General features: G+C 40.0%; 23 protein-coding genes. 14 read left to right on the top strand and 9 right to left on the bottom strand.

All coding sequences use genetic code 11. The features are described from left to right. Positions 1-170: 170 nt before the first annotated feature. Entirely contained in the window at positions 171-986 is an 816-nt protein-coding gene (locus tag LXL81_RS19630) for an alpha/beta fold hydrolase (protein ID WP_234648465.1), read from the bottom strand. A 240-nt stretch (positions 987-1226) separates the two neighbouring features. Here LXL81_RS19630 and LXL81_RS19625 point away from each other — a divergent pair, with 240 nt between their 5' ends. The 4 genes from LXL81_RS19625 (at position 1227) to LXL81_RS19610 (ending at position 4666) form a co-directional block, all read left to right on the top strand. Continuing rightward, on the top strand, positions 1227-1820 hold the full coding sequence (locus LXL81_RS19625) for a Crp/Fnr family transcriptional regulator (RefSeq protein WP_234648464.1): 594 nt from the start codon (positions 1227-1229) through the stop codon (positions 1818-1820). 137 nt (positions 1821-1957) lie between these two features. Then, positions 1958-2329 (top strand): DUF983 domain-containing protein, encoded by a 372-nt coding sequence (locus LXL81_RS19620; protein ID WP_234648463.1) that lies wholly within the window; start codon positions 1958-1960, stop codon positions 2327-2329. A 225-nt stretch (positions 2330-2554) separates the two neighbouring features. Further along, the gene (locus LXL81_RS19615; protein ID WP_234648462.1) at positions 2555-3658 is read left to right on the top strand and encodes a Fic family protein; all 1104 of its coding nucleotides are present in this window, start codon (positions 2555-2557) and stop codon (positions 3656-3658) included. A gap of 66 nt (positions 3659-3724) precedes the next feature. Further along, on the top strand, positions 3725-4666 hold the full coding sequence (locus tag LXL81_RS19610; protein WP_234648461.1) for a hypothetical protein: 942 nt from the start codon (positions 3725-3727) through the stop codon (positions 4664-4666). A gap of 81 nt (positions 4667-4747) precedes the next feature. On the opposite strand, the gene LXL81_RS19605 is transcribed toward LXL81_RS19610, so the two are convergent. Further along, on the bottom strand, positions 4748-5185 hold the full coding sequence (locus tag LXL81_RS19605; protein WP_234648460.1) for a hypothetical protein: 438 nt from the start codon (positions 5183-5185) through the stop codon (positions 4748-4750). A 789-nt stretch (positions 5186-5974) separates the two neighbouring features. Continuing rightward, on the bottom strand, positions 5975-7948 hold the full coding sequence (locus LXL81_RS19600; RefSeq protein ID WP_234648459.1) for a DUF2075 domain-containing protein: 1974 nt from the start codon (positions 7946-7948) through the stop codon (positions 5975-5977). 504 nt (positions 7949-8452) lie between these two features. Here LXL81_RS19600 and LXL81_RS19595 point away from each other — a divergent pair. After that, entirely contained in the window at positions 8453-8746 is a 294-nt protein-coding gene (locus LXL81_RS19595) for a YciI family protein (RefSeq protein WP_234648458.1), read from the top strand. An 83-nt stretch (positions 8747-8829) separates the two neighbouring features. Here the strand turns inward: LXL81_RS19595 and LXL81_RS19590 are convergent, their stop codons facing one another. Further along, the gene (locus LXL81_RS19590; RefSeq protein ID WP_234648457.1) at positions 8830-9354 is read right to left on the bottom strand and encodes a DinB family protein; all 525 of its coding nucleotides are present in this window, start codon (positions 9352-9354) and stop codon (positions 8830-8832) included. 298 nt (positions 9355-9652) lie between these two features. Here LXL81_RS19590 and LXL81_RS19585 point away from each other — a divergent pair, with 298 nt between their 5' ends. The 6 genes from LXL81_RS19585 (at position 9653) to LXL81_RS19560 (ending at position 12621) form a co-directional block, all read left to right on the top strand. Further along, positions 9653-10069 carry a VOC family protein gene (locus LXL81_RS19585; protein ID WP_234648456.1) on the top strand — a complete coding sequence of 139 codons (417 nt, stop codon included), beginning with the start codon at positions 9653-9655 and terminating at the stop codon, positions 10067-10069. Positions 10070-10170: 101 nt separating this feature from the next. Continuing rightward, on the top strand, positions 10171-10704 hold the full coding sequence (locus tag LXL81_RS19580; protein ID WP_234648455.1) for an SRPBCC family protein: 534 nt from the start codon (positions 10171-10173) through the stop codon (positions 10702-10704). A 52-nt stretch (positions 10705-10756) separates the two neighbouring features. Then, positions 10757-11161 (top strand): VOC family protein, encoded by a 405-nt coding sequence (locus LXL81_RS19575; RefSeq protein ID WP_234648454.1) that lies wholly within the window; start codon positions 10757-10759, stop codon positions 11159-11161. Between the two features lie 85 nt (positions 11162-11246). After that, entirely contained in the window at positions 11247-11624 is a 378-nt protein-coding gene (locus tag LXL81_RS19570) for a DoxX family membrane protein (protein WP_234648453.1), read from the top strand. Between the two features lie 121 nt (positions 11625-11745). Continuing rightward, entirely contained in the window at positions 11746-12339 is a 594-nt protein-coding gene (locus tag LXL81_RS19565) for a 2'-5' RNA ligase family protein (protein WP_234648452.1), read from the top strand. 24 nt (positions 12340-12363) lie between these two features. Beyond that, positions 12364-12621, top strand: coding sequence for a hypothetical protein (locus tag LXL81_RS19560; protein WP_234648451.1), 258 nt, complete (start codon positions 12364-12366; stop codon positions 12619-12621). 5 nt (positions 12622-12626) lie between these two features. Here LXL81_RS19560 and LXL81_RS19555 read toward each other — a convergent pair whose 3' ends face one another. Further along, on the bottom strand, positions 12627-13610 hold the full coding sequence (locus LXL81_RS19555) for a GlxA family transcriptional regulator (protein WP_234648450.1): 984 nt from the start codon (positions 13608-13610) through the stop codon (positions 12627-12629). A 141-nt stretch (positions 13611-13751) separates the two neighbouring features. On the opposite strand from LXL81_RS19555, the gene LXL81_RS19550 reads away from it, so the two are divergent. Next, positions 13752-14201: an SRPBCC domain-containing protein gene (locus LXL81_RS19550; protein WP_234648449.1), complete on the top strand. Its 450-nt coding sequence runs from the start codon at positions 13752-13754 to the stop codon at positions 14199-14201. A 48-nt stretch (positions 14202-14249) separates the two neighbouring features. On the opposite strand, the gene LXL81_RS19545 is transcribed toward LXL81_RS19550, so the two are convergent. The 4 genes from LXL81_RS19545 to LXL81_RS19530 all read right to left on the bottom strand — a co-directional run bounded on the left by LXL81_RS19545 (position 14250) and on the right by LXL81_RS19530 (position 21526). Beyond that, positions 14250-15599, bottom strand: coding sequence for a sugar porter family MFS transporter (locus LXL81_RS19545; RefSeq protein ID WP_234648448.1), 1350 nt, complete (start codon positions 15597-15599; stop codon positions 14250-14252). A 2-nt stretch (positions 15600-15601) separates the two neighbouring features. Beyond that, the gene (locus LXL81_RS19540; RefSeq protein WP_234648447.1) at positions 15602-17383 is read right to left on the bottom strand and encodes a class I mannose-6-phosphate isomerase; all 1782 of its coding nucleotides are present in this window, start codon (positions 17381-17383) and stop codon (positions 15602-15604) included. 16 nt (positions 17384-17399) lie between these two features. Further along, complete coding sequence (locus LXL81_RS19535; protein ID WP_234648446.1) at positions 17400-18338, bottom strand: ROK family protein; 939 nt, start codon at positions 18336-18338, stop codon at positions 17400-17402. Between the two features lie 68 nt (positions 18339-18406). Further along, positions 18407-21526, bottom strand: a complete 3120-nt coding sequence (locus tag LXL81_RS19530) for a GH92 family glycosyl hydrolase (RefSeq protein WP_234648445.1) — start codon at positions 21524-21526, stop codon at positions 18407-18409. 563 nt (positions 21527-22089) lie between these two features. Between LXL81_RS19530 and LXL81_RS19525 the strand changes: the two genes are divergently transcribed. Then, the gene (locus LXL81_RS19525) at positions 22090-22890 is read left to right on the top strand and encodes a GntR family transcriptional regulator (RefSeq protein ID WP_234648444.1); all 801 of its coding nucleotides are present in this window, start codon (positions 22090-22092) and stop codon (positions 22888-22890) included. Positions 22891-23128: 238 nt separating this feature from the next. Beyond that, complete coding sequence (locus tag LXL81_RS19520) at positions 23129-26257, top strand: TonB-dependent receptor (protein WP_234648443.1); 3129 nt, start codon at positions 23129-23131, stop codon at positions 26255-26257. The last annotated feature ends 1 nt before the right edge of the window (position 26258 follow it).

The following is a 26258-nucleotide window of genomic DNA, read 5'->3' as shown; positions in this document are numbered from 1 at the left end:
TTTGAGGTATAATTGTTAATATCAGTTATTGCTATTAATCAGTTTTTTTAACCCGTCCGACGGGTTAAAAAAATCACCATATACAAAACGCAAAACATAAACCAGTAAAAATCCTCCCAAAACCTGAGTTTCGAAAGGATTTTTACTTGCAGGATATTTAATATTCAGAATTATTTAACCGTAGCAATCTCTTCAATAATCGCTGAAACTTCGTTCGGTTGAGAAAGATGAGCCGTATGTCCCGCAGTTAAACTGTAAACTTTTTTAATCGCCGTCGTTTTAATCATCTGATTCTGCAAATTGATACCAATCGCATGGTCATTAATCGTACGAATGTAATATTTGCTAACGCTTCCAAAGTTAGCATCTGTAATTGTTATTTTATTAGTCAGGGGCAAAAGCGGTTCCGTTCTGTTTTTTGATAACAAAAGCTGCTTGATTTCTGCACTTCCATCCTGACAGAAAATGTTGATCAGACTGTCTGTTTTCACAGCAATAGTCGACTGGTCGGCACTGACTTCCAGAGCGGCAGGCAAAAGTGTTTGTTTGTCACTACCGGAAATATCAAATAGCGATTGCTGATTTTGCGGCAAAAAAGCAGCTAAAAAGACAAGTTTGTCTATTTTGGCAGGAATCTTTTCAGCAACAGCAGAAATGACCATGCCGCCCAGGCTATGACCAACCAGAATTACTTTGGAGGATTGTGCCTCAATAACCGAAATCACTTTGGCACTATAACTATCCAGCGTTAAACCTGCAACCGGCGTAGTGTCATCTCCGTGAGCTGGCAATTCTACGGCAATAACATTGAAACCTTTCTTCTCTAAATTACTTTTAACAGTTGCCCAGGTAAACGCACCCTGCCATGCACCATGAACCAAAACAACGGTTTCACCTTTCTTTTCCGGTGCCGGACTTGATTCTGAATTACAGGAAGAGATGGCCAGGGTCAGCAAAAGGGCCAGAGATGTGATGATCGTTTTCATAAAATGTAAGGATTATGTTTTGAAAATTATTTGTTTGTTTTTTGATAGGTCAAAGGTAGAAGTGGCCCTTCCCAATAATTTTCACCTATGTTAAAAAGCGAAGGAAGGATGTAAAATAATTTTTGCTGGAAGGGAGTGCGGGAAATAAATGGTATCTTAGTTTTATAAAACGATTGGTAAAAACCGGTCGTTTTTAATTTAAAAATCCGCCATTTTATTTCTTAAAATCGAAAGTTTACAATGCTTTTAAGCCCGAAGGAAATTTTACATAGTAGCCTTAGTCATTTTGCCCAGCTTGAAGACGAAGACATCCGGCTATCGGAGCATATGTGGACGCACCGCAAAATTGCCAAAAACGAATATTTTAATTTCCGGAATTCCGTATGCCGGCAAATCGGATTTATTGTCAAAGGATTGTTCCGGGTATATTATGTTGATTTGAAAACAGAAATCGAGCACAATATTTATTTCGTCCCTGAAAATACATTTCTGGTTTCCCTGAAAAGTTTCCTTACACAGACCGCTTGTCCATATAGCATCGAAGCGCTCGAAGATTCTGAACTGATGGTGATCAGTCATGAAAACCTGTTATCGCTATACCCAAAATCCCATGGTTGGGAGCGTTTCGGAAGACTTCTTGCCGAGCAATATTATGTTTACAGCCAAACCAAGGCCGAAGCATTATTAAGCCAGTCAGCCGAAGATCGTTACGTTTCTCTATTAACCGAATTTCCAGACGTCGCCAATCGTGTTTCACTGGGACACGTCGCTTCATATCTTGGAATAAAAGGGCCATCACTAAGCAGAATCCGTGCTCAAATGGCCGGGAAGTAGTTTTTAATATTGATTGAAAGCAGATAAAATTCTAAAGAGCCACCCGTCCGACGGCTTTTTTCGCCGTCGGACGGGTTAACAAATCTGTCAATAGACAAAAAGTGAAGATCCACCCAACATCCTTGTAAAAAAGTAAAATGTCCAAAATAGTAAACGTCGTCAGGATGAGATGTCCGCGTTGTCATCAGGGAAAGCTGTTCACAAAACAGAATCCATATAGCCTGAAAGACGGTTTGAAAATGCCGGATAACTGTTCTGTTTGTGGACAGGATTTTAAAATTGAACCAGGTTTTTACATCGGTGCCTTGTGGACAAGTTTTCCAATTGTCATTTTCCTGATGACGCTACTATCCGTTTTTTTGCTAGTCTTTATAAAAATGCCGCTTGAATGGTTTTTTGTCACAATCACCATCATTTTATTCTCCTTACAACCGATCATCATTCGCCTGGGAAGAGCAATCTGGATTAATATTTTTGTTGATTATGATCAGGATGCGGAGAATAAGTAGATTAATCTCCGCAAAAATGCGGAGATTAAAATGTTTTGGTATTTAATTAATTCGTCGTTTTTAATTATAATTATTTGTTATAAATATCTGATTATAAATTAATTATAAGCTAATAACATTTTTAAAATCAAATTAACCAGGATTATAAAGGAGAAAATGCGGAGAATAAACTTGTTAATCTCCGCAAATTTGCGGAGATTAGTTATCTGATCGCCGCATAACACCATGAGTACATATATCCACCAAAGAAAATACTGGCCCCAATTTAGTTGGGACGAAGCTGAGCTTTCGACAGTTTTGGGAGAGGTGAGGTATATCCAGGGTAAAATCAACGGGCGGATGGAAGCTTTTGGTTTTACTTCAAAATCAGAAACCATACTCAAAACGCTAACCGAAGATGTGTTAAAATCTTCTGAAATAGAAGGTGAAGTTCTGGGGCGCGAGGAAGTGCGTTCTTCGATTGCAAGACGGTTAGGCATAGAAATCGCCGGGCTCGTTCCGTCCGACCGGAATGTGGATGGTGTGGTTGAAATGACGCTTGATGCTACCCAGAATTATAAAAGTGAACTGACAAAAGAACGGTTACTGGGCTGGCAATCATCTTTGTTCCCATCCGGACGAAGCGGTATGTACAAGATATTGACCGGAAAATGGCGGGACAATGAGAAGGGGCCAATGCAGGTAGTTTCTGGTCCGATGGGAAGAGAAACAGTGCATTTTGAAGCGCCGGATGCCACACGCCTGGAAGAAGAAATGGCGCAATTTCTGGCATGGTTTAACAGTTCTGTTAATATGGATCCGGTCATAAAATCCGGAATCGCACATTTATGGTTTGTGACCATCCATCCGTTTGACGATGGAAATGGCCGGATCGCGCGGGCGATAGCAGATATGCAGCTGGCCAGGACGGAAGGCAGCGGCGAGCGGTATTACAGCATGTCGTCTCAGATCAGAAAACGCAGAAGTGAATATTACGCCATACTGGAAAAGACACAGAAGGGAAATCTGGATATAACATCGTGGCTGCAATGGTTTTTGTTATGCATGCGTGATGCGTTGCAGGCAACCGAAGAAACGCTGAATGTAGTTTTGCAAAGAGTAGCATTTTGGGACAAATATGCTGATGTGCCACTGAACGAGCGACAACGCCTGATGATACAAAAAATGCAGGAAGATTTCTTCGGGAAACTGACATCTTCCAAGTGGGCCAAAATTATGAAATGTTCGCAGGATACGGCCGGACGTGACATTTCAGATTTAATCGCCAAAGGATTATTGACGAAAGATAGGGGCGGAGGCAGGAGCAGCGCGTATTTGCTGGTTTGGTAAGTAATCGAATGAAAATGCGAAAAGGAATCAGAATTTATTTACAAGATATTTTAGTATAAAAACGATATGGAAATTACCTATTATTTAAACGAGACAGAGGAAGAAAATCTGTTTTGCAGTATCAGTAAGGATGGGAAAATGGTTTCTTTTCCATTGGGTTATACTGTGGAAGACGGTGAGTGGGATGAGGAAAACGCGGAAGTATCCCCGGATGATCCTTATTTTTACTCGCTGATGAGTTTTAAAAATTACCTCACAGAAAGATATGAAACATTGTCATTTGCTGGTGAAACGGATGTTTTAGATATGTTAAAAAGCGAAGTCGAGGCGATTACCGCGGAAGCCGGAATCCAGGGCATTGCGCGTAACATGTTTGACAACGAAAATACACCGGAAGGTATCCCGTCCTACGATGCGTTTATTCAGGCATTTGAAAAATTTTCCGGACTTGAAGATGACGAATATGAAGCGTTGGTGATTGATAATACCCTGGAATTTGGGACAGAAGATGGTGATGATTTTCAAATGGATACCGTAGCCGGGCTGAAAACCCGTTTAAGGTCTTTCATCGAAAAGAAATCCTATGCTGAAATGGGTGCAATGACCAGCAAATTTATATGGAGTAAAATTTACAACGACGCCGGCGGAATTGAAAAGCATATTTTTCTTCCTGAAATGCTCTTAGAATGGGAAATATTCTGGGATAATGAATATGAAGAAATAAAAAATGCGGGTGGCGATACAAAAAACCTCGATAAAGCCAAAGAAAAATCCTGGCGGCAATTTCAGGTTTTTATGACTTGTTACAATGATTCTATTGATATCATCCAACTCGCATTTGAAATCGATGACATGGAATTATACCCCATGATCGTGACCGTTATGCTGCGGATTTTCGATGCAGAAGTTTGTTATGACGAATATTGTGAGGCGGAATTTGGTGGAGATGACTGGGAAGTTATTGAAAATAATGGTGAGAAGTTTTTTGTTAAGGAGGGTGATTTTTGAGGTAATAAATTGAAAGTCAAATAAAAAATAATTGATATTTGAAAGCGGAAAGGCAGATTGGAAAGAGAAAAATGCGTTTAATCAAAGCATTCTTTTTTCAAGAGCCTTCGCCCAAAACTTACCTAAAACAACGGTGCCTTCTTCATTCGGGTGCAGGTAAAATGTGCCTTGCTGGCCTTTTTCCGGTTTTAATAATTTGAGGTGATGTTTTTTGAAATATTTAAAAGCCCTGGTATCACCCTTAAAAACCCGGTTCGGATCCGAAATTTTGTATTCGGAAATCATGCCATCAATCTCGGGAATATAAGTTTCCAGCCTGTCAAGGCCTTCCTTTAAATATTTGGAACTGTTGTATGTATTGGCGCTATACCAGATCGGATGATGCACAATCACCTTGCAGCCGGGATATTTTCTTAACAGCTCTGAAATAATGGTCTGCATATTTTTCTTGTAATCTTCTTTGGAAACCGGCGAGCCATTCGGCCCCTGTATCGCACTGTCATTCGTTCCCAATTTCACGGAAAAAATCAGTTGATGTTCCTTTTTAAGAAACAGACTATCAGCCGCCTCAGTTACCTTTACAAAATATTTCCCGCTAGACGGTAACCAATCCAAAGTTAATATCCCAGAAATGTATTCTGATTAAAAAGATTAAGTAGGGTACTTTTAAGCGATTAATAGACTTAATATAATTTATATCTCTTGACGTGTTTACGGAAGCGGCATCTGCTTCATCATCAATGATCAGCGCGGGAACGTCCAACAGTTTAGAGATTCCATCTACCTGCCTGATAGTTTCGTTTTTAGAAAACCAATCAATCAGATTTTCGAGAATACTTTTGCTTTTCTAAATAACAAAAACGACAGGATTATTGCCAATCGGAATATTTAACCTATTAGCAACTGACTTGCTAAAGTCGCCATTATTACTGCCTTATCGAATAAACCGACCAAGCAATATCTGTTTTGAATTAATGCTTAGAGAAAGCGAGGCTCACATTTCTTTATAATTAAATTCATTACATCTTGGTCCTTTTTGCAGGTGGAAATTGGGAAACTATCCTTTCTGTAAAAATATCGATATCCTCATTTGGCAAAACCACTAATTCCTTCACATCATCATGTTCAAAAACGAAGTACTCAAAGTTATTTTTCTTGAAAAGTTTATTTATTTGAAACTCTAAGCCTTTTCCGTGAAGAAAATTATAATAGCAAGACATCAATCTAAAATTTCCTTTGTTGAAATTTGAGTTTTAGTAATAATGTCTTTTCCTTTCGTACTATCAATCCAGAAGCTATTTTGCATGATCAAAATGTTTTAATGCCAATACTTTGTAAATAATTAAAGGTTTCATCGTAAAAAGCCGATTGCCTAGTATGGTCTTCTGTGCTCCCTTCAGGTACTAAAATAACCATCCCTTGCCTTGCCCTGGTAAGCAAAACCCTATATGCATTAACCAGGTATTTTCTTCGGAGCTCCTTATGAATATTTTGCCATTTGTTTCCAACAAAAGAATATGCTTTCCAACCCTCCTGAGTATACCTTAAATCACCATCCCAAGTAACACAAGCCCAATCCAGTTCCAATCCTTGAACTTGAAATTCGGTTGCCACGTCCTCTAAAAAAAAAGATGAACGAATATCGTCTTTACCATCCAAAAACCAATTAACAGGATTAATTTGTGCTTTTACATCAATTGCCAACGGTTTTAATCGATATGCTTGTGAGGAGACTACTATACCATATCTTTCACTACCTCTTGCTTTTTCTTTCAGCCAGGTCTTGGCTTTAATAATATCTCTTGTTAGTACAATTGGATATTTGTCTTCTAATTGTGCAAACGTATTAGTTGCATTTTCATCAATATCTAAAATCTCTTTTATTAGTTTTGATAGATATTCCGCTCTAAACGAACGCATTGAAACTGATAGATGCAGACTAGAATCGAATACAACTTTGTTGTTTTCTTCTAGTTCTTTTATCGATGACTGTGCAGCATATTCACTATCGATCAAATTTGGTGAAATTCTTGTTTCCCAATTCGGAAATCTGTTTTTGACAGCATTCAACCATTCTGAAATCCCCGCTTCTCCGGTATTTATTTCCTGCCCCCCGCCAACTAAACAAATTACAACAGCCCAGTCAATGTGCCTGTCTAGACAAGAAATAAGGAATTCCGGTTCCGAATATTGAAAGTTAGAAATGCCCTTTTTCTGTTGCATAAATTTAATCGTTTGCTCCTTTGTCCAAGCTCTTTGTGCTTCATCAAAAATCGCAACATGGTCGTAAGGCGCTTTTTGATCTCTTAAATATTCGTCTCTGTAGTGATGTATAATCTGGATAAAAGCCTTAACACTTTGTCTTGCCTGCTTTTTCGTCAATTTATTTCCCTTGGTTTTTTCTTGAACAATTTTATCTCTTGACAAAGCTTCTTGTAGAACATCCACTAATGGTTTGTTGCCAGATAAGAAAACACTTGTGTTTCCTCTTTGTTTGTCTAAATGTTCTGTCGCAACTTTCAAACCGACAAGTGTTTTACCCGCGCCTGGAACACCAGTTACAAAACATATAATTTTCGCATTGCTGCTTTTCGCATATTCAATTGTTTGAGAAATATAATTAGTCGTAATTTTTAAATTTGTTGCATCAGCATCACTTCTTGTAATCTCTTCAACATTGTGATTATTATAAAGGCTTATAGCGGCTTCAATAATGGTTGGTGTAGGTGAATAACTCCCATTTATATAATATTCAATATCAATGTCATGGTCATCCTTGAAAAAATTCAGAACACTTGCAATTGTGTTAGCTAAATCATTCGCATTTGTTCTTAATGGATTTATTAAGTTATCGTTGTGGCTCGAAGTAGTTATTTCAATAAAATTTGCTTTTGAATGTGTAGCCACCAGAATTGGAACAAGTAGCAGCCTATGACTTGGCCCGTGAAAATTTTTCAAATCCAAAGCATAATCCCAGACCTGTTCAATATTTTGATTGATAAATTCTTTTTCCCCAACCTTGAATTCAATAATAAAAACAATGTTTTTTATTATTAGTAAACAATCAATTCTTCTTCCCATCCTTGGTATGGAAAATTCAAAGAACAGTCGTCCTTCATAATTTTTCAATACTTCTTTTAAAAGTTTTATTTGATATTCCCATGCATACAATTCCGTATTAATGTGCCCTAATCGCCCATTAACAGAAATTTCACCAATTATTGTCTCTGAAAGTTTTTGAAGAAAGGTTGGTATTTGGTCCGTATAATAATAGTTTAACATAAGTTAGATTTACGCTGCTGTGCAACTTTCTTCAAAATAATGGTTGTCCTGAGATGATTGTAACTGAGCTATTTCGCGTATAGACAGTTAACTCTTTGACAGACCAACGGCACCTGTTAACAAATCTATATATTTCAATTTTACTAAGTTGATAATTATTTACTTAAATTTTGAATAAGGATAGTTTGTGTCTGTTCTTAGGTTTTAGGCAATAACTCTCATTCTCATAAGACAATTACTGTCCACCCTTTACATATTAATTCTTGCTTATTCTTTTCGTGTCTTTCCTTATTACCGTTAAATAAATCACAAAAATGTTAAAATTAAACACTGCTAAAATTATAACATTGAACCTTATGAAAAAATATCAAAAAACAATATATTTTTAAGCGGTTAAGTCATTTAACTGAACGGCTTTTGCCATGATGTTTGTGATAGTATTTTCTTCTTCACAAATTTCACTCAACCAAACTTAAAAATCTCCAACATATCATCATCCCCAACATGTTCATCATCTCCTTAACCTACATCGTCCCACTAGAAGAACTCGACCAGCACATGGCCGCGCACGTCAGGTACCTCAAAAAGTATTATAAGAAAAATATATTCGTAGCGTCCGGCAGGAAAGTGCCGCGGTCGGGAGGGATTATTTTGGCTTTGGCGGATTCGGAGGAACAGGTTCGGGAAATTATCAGTGAAGATCCTTTTTATAAACTGGAACTGGCGGAGTTTGATATTACGCACTTTTTGACATCGCAATTCCACCCGGATCTCGAAGATTTGCTGAAAGGAAAATAGAGTTTTATACCATTAATTTTATTCTTAATGAAAGCCCGGATTCCAGGCAGCCGGAGCTTTCATCAGGTTATTCGGGATGGTGATCAGAATATGCCCAGGGCCCAGTTCAAATGGCCTAAATGATGATAGATATGCCAATGAGAAATTGCTAATGCATCTTTTTGGGTGAACCAAACTTGTCGTGCCGAATGGTAATAACTGATCAACAGCTGCTCTTCTGTTAATGTTCTGGCCAGGAAAACGTAGCGTTTCACGGTACCTTCAAGAGACAACAACGATGCCTCAACAGGCGCAGAAAGGGAATCCGGTGTGGCTGCCCAGGCGTTCATATCAATCAGGACCATTTCTTTATTATCTGGCTCAGTCAGTGCCTTTTTAAGCCGTAAATAATGAATATACTGTATGTCGCTCACATGGTGCACAATCTGCCGCACGTTCCAGCTATCGTCACGATATGTTTTGGCAAGTTCTTCTTCTGAAAGATTTTCGACAAGCTCACGGTACTGAGCTGAAGCCATTTCTATACTTTGAAGCATGCCTTCAAGTACCTTCTTGCTGTAATTTTCCTGTTTTATAAAGGGGCCAATTGGAAATTTGCGGTCTGTCATAGGAATCGTTCAGGGATTTAAAACCAGAATTAAATAGGCATGCCGGAAACATCCGGTTTTCAAAGTTAATAAGAAATGGTTTTAACTATCATTACTATACGTTTTGAAATTGAAAAGGTGTGGTTGACATACTCATCTGCACATCACAAAGCCAGGAAATTCGGGAATCCTAATCAAAGTTTGATTATATCACCAATTTTGTCGTGTTCTGCCACGAAGTTCGTCGTTTATACACCCCATTATTCTAAATTAGTGCTGGTAAATTTGTTGTACTAAAACCAGAAAAATATAGATCATTATGGCACAAATTAACGCGTACCTTACTTTCGCCGGCAAATGCCGTGAAGCAATGACATTTTATCAGGAATGTCTGGGCGGGGAACTGGAATTTATTGTAATCGAGGATTCTCCGATGGCAGAAAATTTCCCCCCTGCATTGCAAAAGAATATTTTACATGCAAGCCTGGCAAAGGGTGACATGGTATTCATGGCGACAGACATGGTCGGCCCGGATGGAATGGTGAAAGGCAATAATGTTTCGCTGACGATCACGTGCGACAGTGAAGAGCAGATGAACAATTATTTCTCGGCATTGTCAGCGAATGGAAACGTAACCCATCCGCTGGAAGATTTTTTTGCCGGCCGCATGGGGTCGCTGGTTGACAAATTTGGTATGTATTGGTCGGTATTTTATGACAAACAGAGCGGACAATAATCTTTGGCGGAATCCACCCCCAAGTTTGCCGTGTTTGCCCCCTTTTTTATCATAACGGTGACATTACATTTGTAGTGTCACTCACTTATACCCTGGCAAAAATGAACGTTATCAAAATTATTCTAATCGGTATTGCAGTAATTATTGCACTAGTGCTGATCGTCGCTTTATTTGTTAGCAAAGAATACACAATCGAAAGGGAAATTACGATTGATAAACCGAAGCAAGAGGTTTATGATTATATTAAACTTGTTAAAAATCAGGATCATTATAATGTTTGGGTCATGATGGACAAAACCATCGAGAAGCGGTTCAGTGGAATGGATGGTACCGTCGGGTTTGTCTATGCCTGGGAGGGAAAGGAAAAAGCCGGAAAAGGTGAACAGGAAATTAAAGCGCTTCATGAAGGCAGGGAGGTGGATCTCGAAATCCATTTTGAAAAACCATTTGAAGGCATAGCCCAAACGCAAATGATAACAGAACCGCTTTCCGGAAACCAGACAAAACTGACATGGAAAATGGCCGGTGCCAGCAAATATCCGATGAATATTACCAATTTATTTACCGGAAAACTTTTGGGCGGTGACATGGAAAAAAGTCTTTTACTCCTGAAAGGGATCATTGAAAAACAATAACACAGGCAGACCTTACAAATATTTCTATTTCAAATCCAACGTTTTAATTCACATGACAAATCACATTTTCGTCAACATGGCCGTAAAGGACCCGGCCAGATCCGAGGCGTTTTTTACAAAACTGGGTTACACTTTTAATGCGAAGTTTTCCAGTGAAAATGCTGCTACGATGATCATCGCCGACAATATTTACGTGATGTTTATAGCAGAATCTTTTTTCAAAGAATTAAGCCAGATGGAAATACCTGATACCAGGAAATATGCCCAGTCTTGCATTGTGTTGTCGGCAGAAAGCAGGGAAGAAGTGGATAAAGTCGTTAATCTGGCTGTGGAAGCAGGTGGAGTAGCGCGGGATGATATTCAGGATCAGGGATTTATGTATGGACATAGTTTTGCGGATCTGGACGGACATTTGTGGGAAGTATCCTGGATGGATCCGGCTGCGTTTCAGGATTAAGACCGGAAATTATTTATATTAGGGTCAAAAAATCGCCTGCCAGGCTTTCCAAACAAATTCCTCTCTCAACCTTACGAACAAAAACATGAAAATTGCAGTCATCATTGTACGTGTATTAATGGGTTTAATGTTCCTCTTTGCATCCATCGCCTACTTTTTCAAACTTATTCCGCCGCAGGAACTAAGCGGTCCTATGAAACTTTTTAATGAAGGTTTGACGGCATCAGGTTATTTTATGCCATTTTTAAAAGCTGTGGAGCTTATTGCAGGAGTCCTTCTGGTGGCTGGATTGTTTATTCCGCTGACGGCTATTGTAATTTTCCCGATAACGATAAACATTTTTCTGGTGCACGTATTTTTGGCACCGGAAGGTATACCGATTGCAATTTTTATGTTGGCAGGTAATTTGTTTATTGCCTGGTATTATCGCAAAAGTTATGCAGCATTGTTTGTCATGAAATGATAAGAAAAGCTTCGTATAACGAGGGTAGTTTAGTGTTTTTTTATTTAACGGGTTACCTTGTGAACCGATCATGGAAGACCCTGAACTATCCTTATCATTTATAGAAACTTATTTTTAAAAAATGGCAAAAGACAACGGACAAACAGGATTATTTGCAACTCCTGATTTTGATAAACCGCTGACATATGAGTACGAAATATTTCTATCTATATCAAAATACATAGAGGAAAACGCTGTTGAACTGAGGCAGAAAACAGAACTTATCGTGGGGCCTGACAAGCAAAAGTATTTCCGGCCGCATGTTTCATTTTTGTCCTTTAAACAAAAGGCTGGAAAAGATGTGGTGTTGAGTACCTTGCAAAAAGCACTGCTCGATGTGCAACCAATTGAGGTTGAAATAAACGGGTTTGACATTTTCAGTAAAGGACCAAGGGGCCAGGCGATTATATTGACCGTTGTGGAATCTGACGAATTGAAAAATTTGTATGGCTTAATTCAATCCATTTATCGTTGTGGTAAAATGAAAGGTCTGCATCTGACAATCATGCGCACGGTTTACCTTGTTGATCAGGAATCTGTTCGTAATCAATTAAATGCGTTGAATTATTCCGGGACTTTCCGCTGTACGCAACTTACATTGCTTAGGAGGCCGAAAGACAGTAATGAAAAATATGAGGAGGTGGGGATACTGAATTTGGGAAGTCAGGCGGATTAAAAGTTAAAACTAAAAGTCACCCCTATGATAGAAGTTTTTAAAACCAACGTTACTGACCATGAAGTTGCCAACATGCTGCTGGATCAGATTCATTTAACTTTTATCGGTTATCAGGCTAATTTTGATCTGGAAGATTGTGACAAAATCTTGCGCGTATGTTTTGATTCCGGTATCATACAACCTTCCCTGATCATTGGTCTTCTGAAATATTTCAAATACGAAGCGGAAATTTTGCAGGAAAATGAGCTTTCACCAATAGAGGAAATTCTATTGGTGAAATAATCTGCTTACAGTTTCACCATATCTCTGTTATATCTGTTTTTATAACCAACCGGAGAAAGGCCGGTTATTTTTTTGAAGGTGGTCCTGAATGCTTTGGTATCCGAATAACCGACATCGTTCATTACTTCGCTGATATTCTTCCGGCTTCCTTCCAAACTCTTTTTGGCCGCTTCGATTTTTACGCGCTGGATATATTCTGAAACAGTATTACATGTTGCTTTTTTAAACCTCCGTTCCAGACTTCTCCTCCCGATCGCAAACATGGAAGATAGCTGGTCGACGGTGATCTTGTCCTGAAAATTCATCTCAATAAATTCCTGTGCTTTTTTTATCGGTTCGTCCTGATGTTCGCTTTGGCCGTTGAACATGATAAACGGCGACTGGCTTTTTCGGTCCATTTCTATCTCAAAATATTTCGAAGCCAGGATGGCCATATTTCTATCGGTATATTTTTCCAGTAAATATAAAAGCAGGTTCCAATAGGAATTGGCACCGCCGCTGGAATAAATCCCGTTTTCGTCTGTAATAATTTTATCCGCGACCAGGTCCACATCCGGGAACATTCTTCTAAAATCATTTTCGGCAACCCAGTGTGTTGCGCATTTTTTACCTTTCAACAAACCAGTGGAAGCCAGCAAAAATGCGCCGACACAAAGACTGGCAAGTTCGGAGCCTTTTTCGTACTGCTGCACAATCCATGGAAAAAAATCCTTATTGGCTTCTATCACCGCTTCTCTGTTCCCGTTAACAGCCGGTATGATGATCAGATCTGTTTTTTGGATTTCGTTAATGGCGGCATCCGGATATACACGGAAAAGCCGGTCATAAATTTCCGGCTCTTTGGAAAGTCCGACAAGCTTTACGTCAAATAAGGCAGGTTTTCCTTTGCTTTCCAGAAACTCATTGATTTTGGTAAACATGTTGAACGGGCCTTCGATACAGCTCAACGCCGTAGCACCTTTGGGAACGAGAATAGCTATGTGTTTCATATTTCAAAAATAGAACGAAAATCTGTCGCAATCAACCCCTGATATAGTCTTGATTACACCACCTGTATTTTTTGATAAGATGTTAAGTTTGTGATATCAATGAATTTAGTAAATCAATTTCACTGAGTAAATTCAAAACCTATGGAAACTACAAAATCATTAATCCAAAAATCAATATTGATTAAAGCGCCCAAAGAAAAAGTCTGGGACGTATTGTTTACAGATCCATATATCCGGATTTGGTATAACGAATTTGCAGTCGGCTGTTACGCGGTAACCGATTGGCAATTAGGTAGCAAAGCGCTTTTTAAGGATAACAATGAAAGTGGTTTGATAGGAGAAATCGTTGCAAATCAACCCAATCAGTTACTTTCCATTGAATATAAAGGAGTACTGGAAGGCGGTGTAGAGGATTATGAAAGCGAAATGGCAAACCAGATGAAAGGCGGTCGTGAAACTTATAAAATATCAGAAGTCGATGGGGGGACCTATCTTGAAGTGGAACTTGATATAGCTCAGGAATATTTCGAGATGATGTCGTCGGCCTGGGATAAGGCTATGGAGAAAATTAAAGAATTAGCTGAGCAGTAAGTTATCAATTTCATCCGGTGCAGTTCAGAAACCGCACCGGATGAAATTTTAAAGCCAGAGTTTCTCCATTTCTTCCAGCGCTTTCTCTTTTGTTTCCGGAATAAATTTCCAGACGAAGACAAAGGCACCGGCAGACATCAGCATAAAAATCCAGAAAGTAAACGCATTTCCTATCGATTGAAGCAGTATGGGAAAACATTGGGAAACGATAAATACAAATATCCAAAGAGCAAAAACGCAGATGGACATGGCGCGCCCACGTGTCCGGTTTGGGAATATTTCTGCTATCACAACAAAAGTCAGCGGCCCAAGTGATAGTGCAAAAAAGGAAATGTATGCCAAAATCGAGATCAACACGAGATAACCCTTAGCTAATTCCAGATAAAATGCGCCGCCGATCAATGCCAGGCAAACCGTCATTCCGGCAGAGCCCGCCAGCAATAAATTCTTTCTTCCCACTTTATCAACGTATTTTATTGCAACGATAGTAAACAGGAAATTAACGATACCAACCAGGATTGTTTGAAGCAGGGCCGAATCAGAGCCGTCGCCGGTGGATTTGAAAATTTCCGGCGCATAATACATGATAGCATTAATCCCCGTGATTTGAGAAAACATAGCCAGGATAATTCCGGCAACCAACGCTTTTCTGATTCCTGGTTTAAAAATTTCGGAGAACGAAACCGATTCTGTATTTAAATTTTGGTTGATTTCCACAAGTTCAAATCCGGCTTTCTCCGGTCCGTTTATTTTTGTCAGGATTAAAAGAGCTTTCACATTCCGGCCTTTTTTAGCCAGCCATCGTGGACTTTCAGGTACAAAAAAGAGTAAAATAAGAAATATCACAGAAGGGAAAATTCCGGAACCGAACATCCATCGCCAGCCGGTTTCAACATTCCAGCTTTCATCATAAAGTCCGGCGATTGACGCATTTACAAAATAGATCAGCAAAATTCCGGTTACGATCCCGAGCTGGTTAATGGATACCAGTCTGCCACGTTTTTCAGCCGGAGCAATTTCTGTGATATACATAGGCGCAAGCATGGAAGCGATTCCGATACCCAAACCGCCAACAATCCGAAAAAAAACAAACCAGTTTAGATCGGATGGAATCGCAATGCCGAGGGAAGATATGCCAAATAGAAGAGCGGAGAGAATCAGGATCTTTTTTCTTCCCAACCAGTCGCTGAGCCCACCGGCAAATAAGGCACCAAAAATGCAGCCGATCAGTGCACAGGAAGCAACCCAGCCGACCATGGATGGTGACAGATCAAACTTAATCTGCAAAAATCCGATTGCGCCTGCAATGACCGCCGTATCGTAACCAAACAACAGACCGCCCACAGCTGCCACCAGGGTGATTTTATATAGAAAAAATACGCTGCCCTGATCTTCCATGATTAGTTGATTTTGTAATCTTCTTTGAGATTATTGGTCCGGATGCTCGCTTTGATCGTTGCACATTCATGTCCGGCACTTTCGCCATGCGGTGTAATGGTATATGCGCCCACGCTGGCAGGGACGATAAATGTTTCAGCGTAATGAATAATAAATGGCTCAAAAGCATCAGACGGACTTTCAACAATAACTTCTCTGCCGGAAATCAGGTTAAGCACGTTTACAATTCCTTCTGTATTATGCTCCACTTTTTTCGTAAACCAATGTCTTCTTGTTTCAATAAAAGATTCAGCATCAAGTCCCGTTCTTTCTTCACGCCAGCCATTGCCGGAAGCTATATTTTCAACCTGGTTGATCAGATGTTTTTTAGCCCATTCCGTAGTTCTGTTCCACTGGATATTATTTTTTCCATGTTCCAGGGAAATAGGGCGGGGTTTTCCATCCAGCCCCATGCGTCCCCAATCCCATAATTTGAAAGTGAAAATAAAAGGCGTTGCACTGATTTCGAGAACAACCGTGTCTGCGCCCGAACAATGAACGGTTCCGGCCGGAATCAGGATATGGTCATGTTTTTTTACCGGCCATTTCTGGACAAATTTATCTGCATCAAAATCTGCTTCACCTTCCTGAGCAGTTTTAAGTTCTCCGAGCGTTTGTTCAGGATTGATATTTTCCTTCAGCCCTAAATACACAAAACCATCGTCCTTAGCGTCAAGGAAATAGTAACTTTCGTTCTGCGTATATCCCATACCGAACTTTTCTTTGATATACTGATGCATCGGATGAACCTGCAAACTCAGATTACCACCTTCCATGGTATCCAGAAAATCAAAACGGATTGGGAATTCTGCGCCAAAGGCATCGTAAACTTCTTTACCAAGCAGACGTGCCGGATGTGTAAATATGAGATTGATAGAGGGGATCTCAAAATGCACACCCTCAAAATCAAAAACAAGACTGTTTTCTTCGGGGACACAATCAAATCCCCAGGCATAATTTTGCGCCGTCCGGTCCAGATCTACAACTTCCTTCAGCCACTGTCCGCCCCAAGGGCCCGGATCAAAAAAAGGGACAACACGAAAGGGCTGTTCAATGGTTTTTGCAAGTGCATTAGTCATGGCCGCTCCGGTTACCATTTTGGGATGATTTTCAATGGTTGTATCGATTACAAAATCCCAATGATTCATCAACGTTTTTTTATGATGATCACAAATTTTCCAGTCGACGAAAAAGGCTCTTTTATATTGATACGAAAAGGCTTCATCGGCATTATCTGCTCCGAGATTATTAATTTTATTTTTTCTGAAACGAAGCTGAATTTCCCATCTCGGCATATCTGCATAAATCAAAATATCAGCATCAGGAACTACAAGCGCAGCGCCAGTTCCGGCGACCAGAATGGTTCCTTCCTGCATCTCCTGAATATCTTTTTGCATCGCTGCCACTTTTTCAGTATCAAAAAAGGCGGACAGATCGAGTGTGGTTACAAATCCAAAGACGGGATCATCGGTAACAAATGGATATAGCAATTCTTCCAGTTTTTCAGTATCCAGATATGCTTTTGAAACTTCAAAAACGGTTGCTTTTGTTTTTCTGATTGCCAGTCCGGCTAAAATTTCATCAAGATAAACACCGTGATAAGTATCCAGGACCACAACTGTTTTTTTAACATTTAAGGATTTTATTTTTTCCTGAATAGTTTTCGATAATTCTTCCCAGCCGGTAATGGCCTGGTGTCCGGTAATTTTCACCTGCGGGAATTTGTTGAAATTTGACTTTTTCAAAATGATGGTTTTGGGGTTAAATAACCAGGCTGCCAACTCCTAAAAGTGCAGCCGTATTGATTAATGATGCTTCTGTTACTTTTACCTTTCCCCAAACAGCCCAGGCATTCTGATTTACTTTTTCCTGGATATAAGGCAGAATAATTTCTTTGCTTCCCATAATTCCACCACCCAGAATTAGTATCTCAGGATCGTAGGCGTGGATAAGGTTTAGCGCACAGGCACTCCATATTTCCAGACATTCATTACAGACAAGTGTTGCAAGCGGATCTTCGGCTGCGGCAAACTGGAAAATGGTTTTGAAATCCAGGTGCGGTTGTTTAAAAAGTAAACTGTCTGAAAATCCGGGATGATTTCTGACAATTTTTTGAAGATTCCAGGTAGACGCTTCCGTTTCTGCACAGCCATAATTTCCGCAGTTACAGCGGTCGCCTTTGATATTGACCATAAAATGACCGCCCAGTATTCCGGCCTGAAAATGTTTTCCCCGCAGAATTTTTCCTTCAATTACAGCGGAAGTCCCAATGCCGGTTCCAAGGTTCATCAGCACGATGTTGTCATAACCCTTTCCATTGCCAAATTTCCATTCTCCTAACAATGCAGCTCTGGTATCATTTTCGAGAAACAGCGGAATGTTCCAGGTATTTCTTGCCCATTCAGTCAAATCAATGGATGGTGCGTCGTTGTATTTATCATTGATCGTTAAAATTTTTTTATCAACAGAATCAATAATTCCAGGTATGGCCATACCGAGACCGGCGATATCCCTGATAGAAACCGAAGTTTTATCCAAAAGCTGGTTTAAGCAATTTTCAATTTCCGGTAAACGTTCCTGCAAACCATTCCCCGCCTGCGAATTGATCTGGGTTGAAGAAAGTATCTCAGCACCTCTGACAAGTCCCATTTTTATCTTCGTTCCTCCCAGGTCGATGGCCAGTACAGTTTTTGCTTCCATTTCGTTCATGATTTGGTATTCAGGTTTCACGCAAAGTATAAAGTTAGGGCGAAGTGCACTAAGTGTTTTTATTCGGTTGGAGGGAGGGTGGCGGTACCCCAGTTTGTGTTTGGCTTTGGTCCCATTTCCAGAATTAGCGAGCCGCCTTTTAACAGGTCGGACGCATTGAACCAGAAATTGTTCAGGGTTTTTCCGTTCAGGGTGGCTTTTTGTATGTAAATGTTTTTGCGGGAAGTGTTTCGGGCTTCAATGGTAAAGGTTTTTCCTCTGCCAAATTTTTCACCTAAATCAATCACTGCTTTTTCAAACAACGGGCTCCCGATCTCGTAGATAGGATTTACCCTTGTGCCGCCGTCCGTTTGGAAAAGTCCAAGGGCATTCATGACAAACCAGGCGCTCATTTGCCCCTGATCTTCATCACCCAGATAGGCGTTGGAGACTTCATGGCCATAATATCTGTCGACTATAGAGCGGCTCCATTTCTGGGTCAGCCAAGGTTTCTTTACCCAGTTGAACAAAAATGCAAAATGCATGGATTGCTGGTTTCCCTGCACAACCGGATAGTCCCAGTATTGATCATTCGGGCCGTTGTATCTCCATTTCACACTTTCATTGAAACCCCAATCGAGCCTTTTTACAAATTCGGCTTCTCCAATTGTTTTCGCTAATCCTGTAACATCCTGTGGTACGAAAAAGGTTAACTGCCATGCGTTTCCTTCCACATAATGATGGTTTGCGCCGGATTTAAACGGATCAAAATCGGCGAGCCAATTTCCCTTTGCATCTTTCATCCTGGCAAAACCGGTTTTTGGATCAATCACATTCTTCCACCAGTTTCCACGGTCTTTAAATAATTGATAATCTTCATTTTTGCCTAATGCTTTTGCAAATTGGGAAACGGTATAATCATCGAAACTGTATTCCAGAGAATTTGAAAAGCGGCCTTCGTCGTATGGTACATATCGGTGTTTCAGATAAGTAACCAGATCTTCATTTCCAGCTCGCCCGCCGCCAACGTTTGCCGCTGGGGTAGTCTGCATTTTATGTACTGCCTCGTAGGCTTTATTCACATCATAACTGCGGATTCCCATTTGGTAAGCACCGACGATCAATGGAATTTCATGTTCCGCCACCATCACCGGAATATATTCCATCCCGGCGGGGCCTTTTGCCAGCCATCCACCGCTGTCGTACATGGCCAGTTGTGATTTAACCCAGCGGTTGGACCACTCCGGCGTTACCAGATTCCAGAACTGGTTCAGGTTCCAGAATGTGTTCCAGAACGCATCACAACCCAATGCGATATCGTCTTTGTTTTTAAATTTATTTACTTTTTCATCCGCATCCCGCCAGCTTCCGTCCACATCGCTGAACGTATTTCTGCTTGCCAGTGAACGGTACATATTGGTGTAAAACCTTTCTTTTTCACGCTGATCATTGCTTGTAATGTCGACGCGTCCCAGTAGATCATTCCATACTTTTTCCTGATTATTCCTGACCTGATCAAAATTCCAGTTGAACGGATCCGAAATTTCAGTTTTCAGATTGAGTGCTGCATTTTCTACGCTGACATAAGAAATTCCGGATCTGAGCTGAACGACTTTATTATTTTTCGTATCAAATTCAAGATAAATACCGGCAGTTTTGGCGCTGTCGGCCAGCAGATTTGAGTTTTCCTTAACCTCATCATTCAACCAGACACCATAATTTTTTATAGGTTGATCAAATTCAATCACAAAGTGAACTTTGTATTGCTGGTCAACACCACCAGACCAGACGTTCCGGGAGAGCTGGTCGCTGTATCCTTCAATGCTATGGTCATTTATCTTATCAATTTTTATATTTTTAATCTTGTAGCCGTATTCGGTAGGAATTTGAAAATCTACCATGACGCGGCCCATATCACTCTGATGGTAAGTATAACGTTGAAATGAAGCGCGGGTAGTGGAAGTCAATTCGGCTGTGATGTTGTTATCTGTCAGGTTGACTTTGTAATAACCCAGTGGTGCCTGTTCTGAACTTTTGTCGATTCTGGATCTGTAACCATCGTCCGGATGACTTTGGTCACCCATATTTATTTGTAAAGGTCCGCTGGCAGGGAATGTTCCCAGGCCTGTCATGGTCCATTCGTGAATGTGGCTGAATGTTCCGATGGATTCAAAAGTGGGATCATAGCCAGCCTGCCAGCCACTATTCTGGTTGTCAGGACTGAGTTTTACCATACCAAAAGGCATCCACGGCCCCGGTGCAATCATCCACCGCGAATGTCCGGCACCCATCATGGTATTAACATAACCAGCCGGCGTTTTCAGTTTCATTTTCGCCCTTTCGACAGTACCTTGTCTTACCAGAATGTTGTTTACCAGAATCTGGTACCGGCTCGATTTCTTTTCGGTTACAGACGGCATGGGTGCTTCAATATAACGGTCCTGCTCTATAATCTGATTGAGGATCGTTTGTCCGTCCAGCTTTACCAGCATCCGGGGTGTTCCTTTGATATGAGACAAGTCGATCAATAGCGGCTGGAATAATTTTCCATTTTTGTTTATTTCATAATCTGCTGTTTTGATGTTGCGGATAAGGATATCGCCTGGAAGAGTCAGTTTTGTTAAATTCGGTCCATCCAGTTTTATCTGGTCAAAAGCCAGCCAGCCGCCTTCCAGAGAAGTCATCACGATCTCGTTTGCACCCGTTTTTATCAAATCCGAAGGAATATTAATTTTAACTAACTGTTCCTTTGGATTTGCAGTGAAGTGATCTGGATCCTTGAAACCAGATCCTTTATTCAATTGAAACTCCCAGGATTTTCCGTTGACCAGTACTTTGAAATAAGGAGCATGCAGAGAATCAGTATCGAGTATATCTATGACCAACTGCCATTTTCCAGGCGCAGGTTTATCTTTTATTTCAAAGAAAACAGTCAAAAAGTGCGAACGAATTCCAGCCGTATTTCGAGTCCCTCCCCAGCTATTGACGGGACCGGGAAGAATATATGGCCAATCTTTTCTAGTATCCGAATGTCCAATCAGAAAAAAACGATCCTCATAGCCGAAATCATTTTCCACAAAACGTTTAAATTGATTGGGAGCGAGTGCCATACCTGTGGAGGCATTGTCATTTTCTCCTATTTTCCAGATTGTCTTTTGTTGGGCAAAAGATTGAAAACAGAATAAGGAGAATAGCAGCAATAAACAATTACAGTTTTTCAATGGAAGCGATCATTATCTGGTTCAACAAGAATTTGTTTTTATAATGGGAATTAATACTTTTTAGCAGGCCCAACAAAAATATTCAATAGCTAACTATATTTTTTACATCTGAACAAATGGTCATTTCATGTTGGTATGTATGAACATATGGGTTTACAAATGTAATAATTTTCATTTTTAATTATATTAAAATTTAACGAACTTTTTTTAATGTCGTTTTAATCCCTATTTTGAATTTCTGGATCCTTTTGAGGGCTATTCAGTCCCTGAAAGCCAGGTAAATCTAAAATGTGTCCTTTTGTAGATTTTTAATAAAAATTCATCTTATTGCTGGTTCAGGCCTATTTTCTGGTACATTTCCGGGATTAATTCAGAGCCAACCTATTTTTACAATGCAGATGTTTTAAGATCAAACAAAAAAAGACAAATTTATGTAGATTAAATTTTACAAAAAATCTCAAAATAGTAGTAGCAATATTTTTCTGTTAAAATAATAAGTACAAAATTTGATTGTTCGTATGTATAAACATAGCAAGAGGGAAATGGAAATATTCAGTATAGACCATGACAGCGCTCTTCCTTTACATGTACAGGTAGAGGAAATTTTGAGAGGGCTGATTGGTGATCCTGAATACCAAAACGGAAAACTTTTCCCGAACGAAGTTGACATTGCCAAGCGATTGGGAATTTCAAGAAATACTGTCAGGCAGGCGCTTAATAAATTGGTTTATGAGCAACTTCTGACAAGAAAAAAGGGGGTTGGAACGAAGGTTTCTAAAAGTAACATAACAACCAAATTAAATAAATGGTCGAGTTTTACACTTGAAATGCATGAAAAAGGAGTCGCCTTTAAAACGTATGACCTCAAAGTGGACTGGGTTAATGTGGATCAATCAGTTGCAGAATTATTCGGGATCAGTACGGATACCAAAATCCTGAAACTTGAAAGATTAAGAGGTCTGGATATAGGGCCCATAGTTAATTTTATATCCTATTTCCATCCAAGAGTTGGTCTTACAGGGGATGAAGACTTTTCAAAACCGCTTTATGAAATGCTTGAAAAGGATCATCATACCGTGGTTGCCGTATCAAAAGAGGAGATTAGTGCTACACTGGCTGATGAAGATCTGGCCGATATTTTGCACATGAAAACGGGTGATCCGGTTTTATTACGCAAAAGAGTCGTTTGTGATCCGGGCGACAGACTTATCGAATATAATCTGGGTTATTATCGCGCAGACAGGTTTACGTACGCTATCGACATTGCCCGTTTTATAACCCTGGCGATAGGCTGGACTTATGCCTTCGGGGAGCGCTTCAATTACGCAATAGATATCGTTTAAAAATCATTACAAGCATATATTCGAGGCAACATTTACACTGCTAAAACGTTTTAACATAATAAGCTAACATACAATCTTTTGCAAATTCTATGTTTAAACATTTATACATAGAAAACCTTAATTTACTCAATAATTAATTACACAGCCGCATGAATATACATATCCGCTCCCCATCTGTGCCCAAATAATTCCTAAATATTTTTTGAAATAAATTCAACCGTCAACCTATCGAATAAGTATGAAAAGTTGTGTACCGAGACCCGTCGTTCAGTCGGGCAAGATTCTTAAAATAATCTTACTGAACTTATTATTGGCTGTCACTTTTACTTCGTATGCCGGTAATCTTGGTCTGCATTTGGCAGATAAAATTGTTAAAGGAAAAGTTATAGATGCAGCAAATAATTCTACCCTCCCGGGTGTGAATGTAGTTGTAAAGGGAACGAGCACCGGAACATCAACAGATGCGGATGGTAATTTTACGATATCTGTACCGGGTGAATCGTCTGTTCTTGTTTTCAGTTTTGTGGGTTTTGTAAGCCAGGAGGTGCCGGTTGGAAATAAGACAAGTATGTCTGTTTCATTGACATCCGATTCAAAAGCACTTAGTGAAGTCGTTGTTATTGGTTACGGAACTGTAAAAAAATCTGATTTAACAGGATCGGTTGCAACTATTAAAGGAGAGCAATTGATGGATAAACCGGTTCCAAACGTTTCTCAGGCCTTGCAGGGAAAAATTGCCGGGGTTGAAGTGAGCGTGAACAGTAATGCACCCGGTGCTGCGGCAAAAGTGCGTGTGCGTGGTTTGGGTTCAATCAATTCCAATATTGACCCGCTATACGTAGTCGATGGTGTGATTGGTGTGGACGGAAACTCTATTAACCCAAATGACATTGCCTCACTTGAAGTTTTGAAAGATGCTTCATCCACAGCGATTTATGGTGCAAGAGGAGCAAATGGTGTGATCATGATCACAACAAAACGCGGTAGAGTAGGTGGTACGAAAGTTTCTTACGACGGAAACGCAAACGTGAGTGATTTATATCGTCATGTAAAAACCCTTAACTCTGAACAATTTGTTCAAACCTATAATACAGCCTTTGCAAATGGACAGAAATTTGATCCGGCGGGCGGGACCTGGGCACCGGCAGCGGCTTTGAACCACATCAACTACCCAAAATTGTTTGATGCAAACGACAAACCTTTGTACAATACCAACTGGGAAAAAGAGACATACAAACCTGCTTTTTCACATAATCATCAGCTGAATTTTCAGGGTGGAAACGAAAAGACCTTGTTCAGTGTATCGTTGGGTTATCTGAACCAGAAAGGTTTGATGGCAACATCAGGATTTGATCGTTATTCTGCGAGAATTACCATGGACAGCGATGTTAACAAATGGCTAAAAGTTGGTGGTAGTCTTTCGGGTATCAAAAGCAAACAACGGATGGTTTCTGATGGAAATGGTAGCTTGAACGTTCCACGGATGGTTACGGAAGAAGTTCCTATTGTTCCTGTTAAATACCCGGACGGAACATGGGGAGGAAATAATGATATTGCAGGACTGGAAGGTGGACCGAACCCGGTTAACATTGCCAACAACCGCTACACGATCAACAATACTTTCCAGCTCCTTGGAAATAATTATCTCCTTTTCCATATTACAAAAGACCTGGATTTCAAAACGGATTTCGGATATAATATCAGTTCTCAGAAGAATAATTTCTTCTCTTCTCAAAACCTCGCTCACTTATCTGCGGATCAGGGTGGGGTAGCGAGCATTACAAATTATGAAAAAACCTACTGGCAGTCGGAAAATTATTTGACTTACAACAAGACAATCAACGCGCGTCAAAGATTTACAGCCTTATTAGGAGCTTCATGGCAGCAATTTAATCAGGAAAACAACTATGTAGAAACACAGAATTTTATTGATGATGTTTTTTCATGGCATACCTTGGGATCCGGTTCTGTAAGATCTTCCTCAACCTCAGGTGATTACAAATGGGCAATGAATTCATATTTTGCCCGTGTAACTTATAACCTTGACGAAAAATATCTGTTCACAGCAACAGGCCGTTATGATGGTTCGTCTAAATTTGGGGCAAATAATAAATTTGCATTTTTCCCGTCTGTGGGTGGAGCATGGCGTGTGTCTGAGGAAGGTTTTCTTAAAGGCAACAAGAATATTACCAACTTGAAAGTTCGTGCAAGTTATGGTATGTCCGGTAACCAGGAGATTGGACAGTATCAGTCCATTGCACAAATCCAGCCGGGAACAACAGTTTTGGGCGGCGCTCAGCAATCTACTTTGCTGCCAAGTTACCTTGGAAATCCAAACTTGAAATGGGAGAGATCATTGCAGTTTGACGCAGGTGTCGAATTGGGAATCCGTGAAAACATTAATCTTGTTGTTGATTATTATAACCGTACAACAAAGGATCTTTTGCTTCAGGCTCCAATTCCGTGGTCAGCTGGTGAAACCAATTCAAACGTTTATCAAAACGTAGGTTCGGTAAGAAACTCTGGTTTTGAAGTTGCTTTAAATACGACAAATATCCAGACGGACAATTTTACGTGGACAACCAATTTCATTTTTGCAGCAAACAAAAATAAAATATTACAGCTGAACCACGGCAATGCCGACATCTTCCCTGGTCCAAACTTTTTGGGACAAACCAATATCCTTCGTGTAGGTGAATCGATCGGTTCCTTATATGGCATGACGCGGTTGGGAACTTATGGCACGGATGAAGCGGATCTTGCTGCTACTCACAACCTGAAACCTGGTGACAGAAAATATATTTACAATGCTGATGGAAGTAATTATTACAGCATTATCGGTCGCACTACTCCAAAATGGACAGGTACTTTCAGCAGTACGGTAAAATACAAAGCGTGGGATTTCTCATTTGATATTCGTTTTGTGGAAGGACTGAACACAGCTGCAACTTTCAAACATTCTACGGAAGACAGACAAACGTTATCAAACAGCCTTGCAACGGTTTTGGATGCATGGACGCCAACGCATCAGAACACAATGATATCGCAGGTTCGTAATTACAAATTTGCTCAGGATTCACATTTTGATACCTGGTGGGTTGAAAACGGATCTTTCATTCGTGGACAAAACTTTATGCTTGGATACTCGTTGCAGGATCCAATGTTGCAGAAGCTGAAACTGAGCCGGTTGCGCGTTTATGCCAGTGTGCAAAACCTTTTTGTAATTACTAAATATACAGGTTATGATCCTGAGGTAGATACGTTTAACTCTGGTTATGGAGCAAATAGTTCGTTTTCTCAAAACCTGGACTTTTTTGCAACTCCTCGTCCACGTGTCTGGAACCTTGGTGCGACACTTACTTTTTAAC

Origin of the sequence: Dyadobacter sp. CY356 (assembly GCF_021440195.1) — a bacterium.
GTDB lineage: Bacteria > Bacteroidota > Bacteroidia > Cytophagales > Spirosomataceae > Dyadobacter.
This window is presented reverse-complemented; position numbering and strand designations above follow the sequence as displayed.

Excerpts from the sequence above, each read along its gene's own strand:
- LXL81_RS19575 (WP_234648454.1), top strand. The coding sequence starts at position 10,757 with ATGACAAATCACATTTTCGTCAACATGGCCGTAAAGGACCCGGCCAGA.
- LXL81_RS19585 (WP_234648456.1), top strand. The coding sequence starts at position 9,653 with ATGGCACAAATTAACGCGTACCTTACTTTCGCCGGCAAATGCCGTGAA.
- LXL81_RS19625 (WP_234648464.1), top strand. The coding sequence starts at position 1,227 with ATGCTTTTAAGCCCGAAGGAAATTTTACATAGTAGCCTTAGTCATTTT.
- LXL81_RS19550 (WP_234648449.1), top strand. The coding sequence starts at position 13,752 with ATGGAAACTACAAAATCATTAATCCAAAAATCAATATTGATTAAAGCG.
- LXL81_RS19570 (WP_234648453.1), top strand. The coding sequence starts at position 11,247 with ATGAAAATTGCAGTCATCATTGTACGTGTATTAATGGGTTTAATGTTC.
- LXL81_RS19615 (WP_234648462.1), top strand. The coding sequence starts at position 2,555 with ATGAGTACATATATCCACCAAAGAAAATACTGGCCCCAATTTAGTTGG.
- LXL81_RS19600 (WP_234648459.1), bottom strand. The coding sequence starts at position 7,948 with ATGTTAAACTATTATTATACGGACCAAATACCAACCTTTCTTCAAAAA.
- LXL81_RS19545 (WP_234648448.1), bottom strand. The coding sequence starts at position 15,599 with ATGGAAGATCAGGGCAGCGTATTTTTTCTATATAAAATCACCCTGGTG.
- LXL81_RS19590 (WP_234648457.1), bottom strand. The coding sequence starts at position 9,354 with ATGACAGACCGCAAATTTCCAATTGGCCCCTTTATAAAACAGGAAAAT.
- LXL81_RS19535 (WP_234648446.1), bottom strand. The coding sequence starts at position 18,338 with ATGGAAGCAAAAACTGTACTGGCCATCGACCTGGGAGGAACGAAGATA.
- LXL81_RS19555 (WP_234648450.1), bottom strand. The coding sequence starts at position 13,610 with ATGAAACACATAGCTATTCTCGTTCCCAAAGGTGCTACGGCGTTGAGC.
- LXL81_RS19520 (WP_234648443.1), top strand. The coding sequence starts at position 23,129 with ATGAAAAGTTGTGTACCGAGACCCGTCGTTCAGTCGGGCAAGATTCTT.
- LXL81_RS19595 (WP_234648458.1), top strand. The coding sequence starts at position 8,453 with ATGTTCATCATCTCCTTAACCTACATCGTCCCACTAGAAGAACTCGAC.
- LXL81_RS19560 (WP_234648451.1), top strand. The coding sequence starts at position 12,364 with ATGATAGAAGTTTTTAAAACCAACGTTACTGACCATGAAGTTGCCAAC.
- LXL81_RS19630 (WP_234648465.1), bottom strand. The coding sequence starts at position 986 with ATGAAAACGATCATCACATCTCTGGCCCTTTTGCTGACCCTGGCCATC.
- LXL81_RS19580 (WP_234648455.1), top strand. The coding sequence starts at position 10,171 with ATGAACGTTATCAAAATTATTCTAATCGGTATTGCAGTAATTATTGCA.
- LXL81_RS19610 (WP_234648461.1), top strand. The coding sequence starts at position 3,725 with ATGGAAATTACCTATTATTTAAACGAGACAGAGGAAGAAAATCTGTTT.
- LXL81_RS19565 (WP_234648452.1), top strand. The coding sequence starts at position 11,746 with ATGGCAAAAGACAACGGACAAACAGGATTATTTGCAACTCCTGATTTT.
- LXL81_RS19620 (WP_234648463.1), top strand. The coding sequence starts at position 1,958 with ATGTCCAAAATAGTAAACGTCGTCAGGATGAGATGTCCGCGTTGTCAT.
- LXL81_RS19525 (WP_234648444.1), top strand. The coding sequence starts at position 22,090 with ATGGAAATATTCAGTATAGACCATGACAGCGCTCTTCCTTTACATGTA.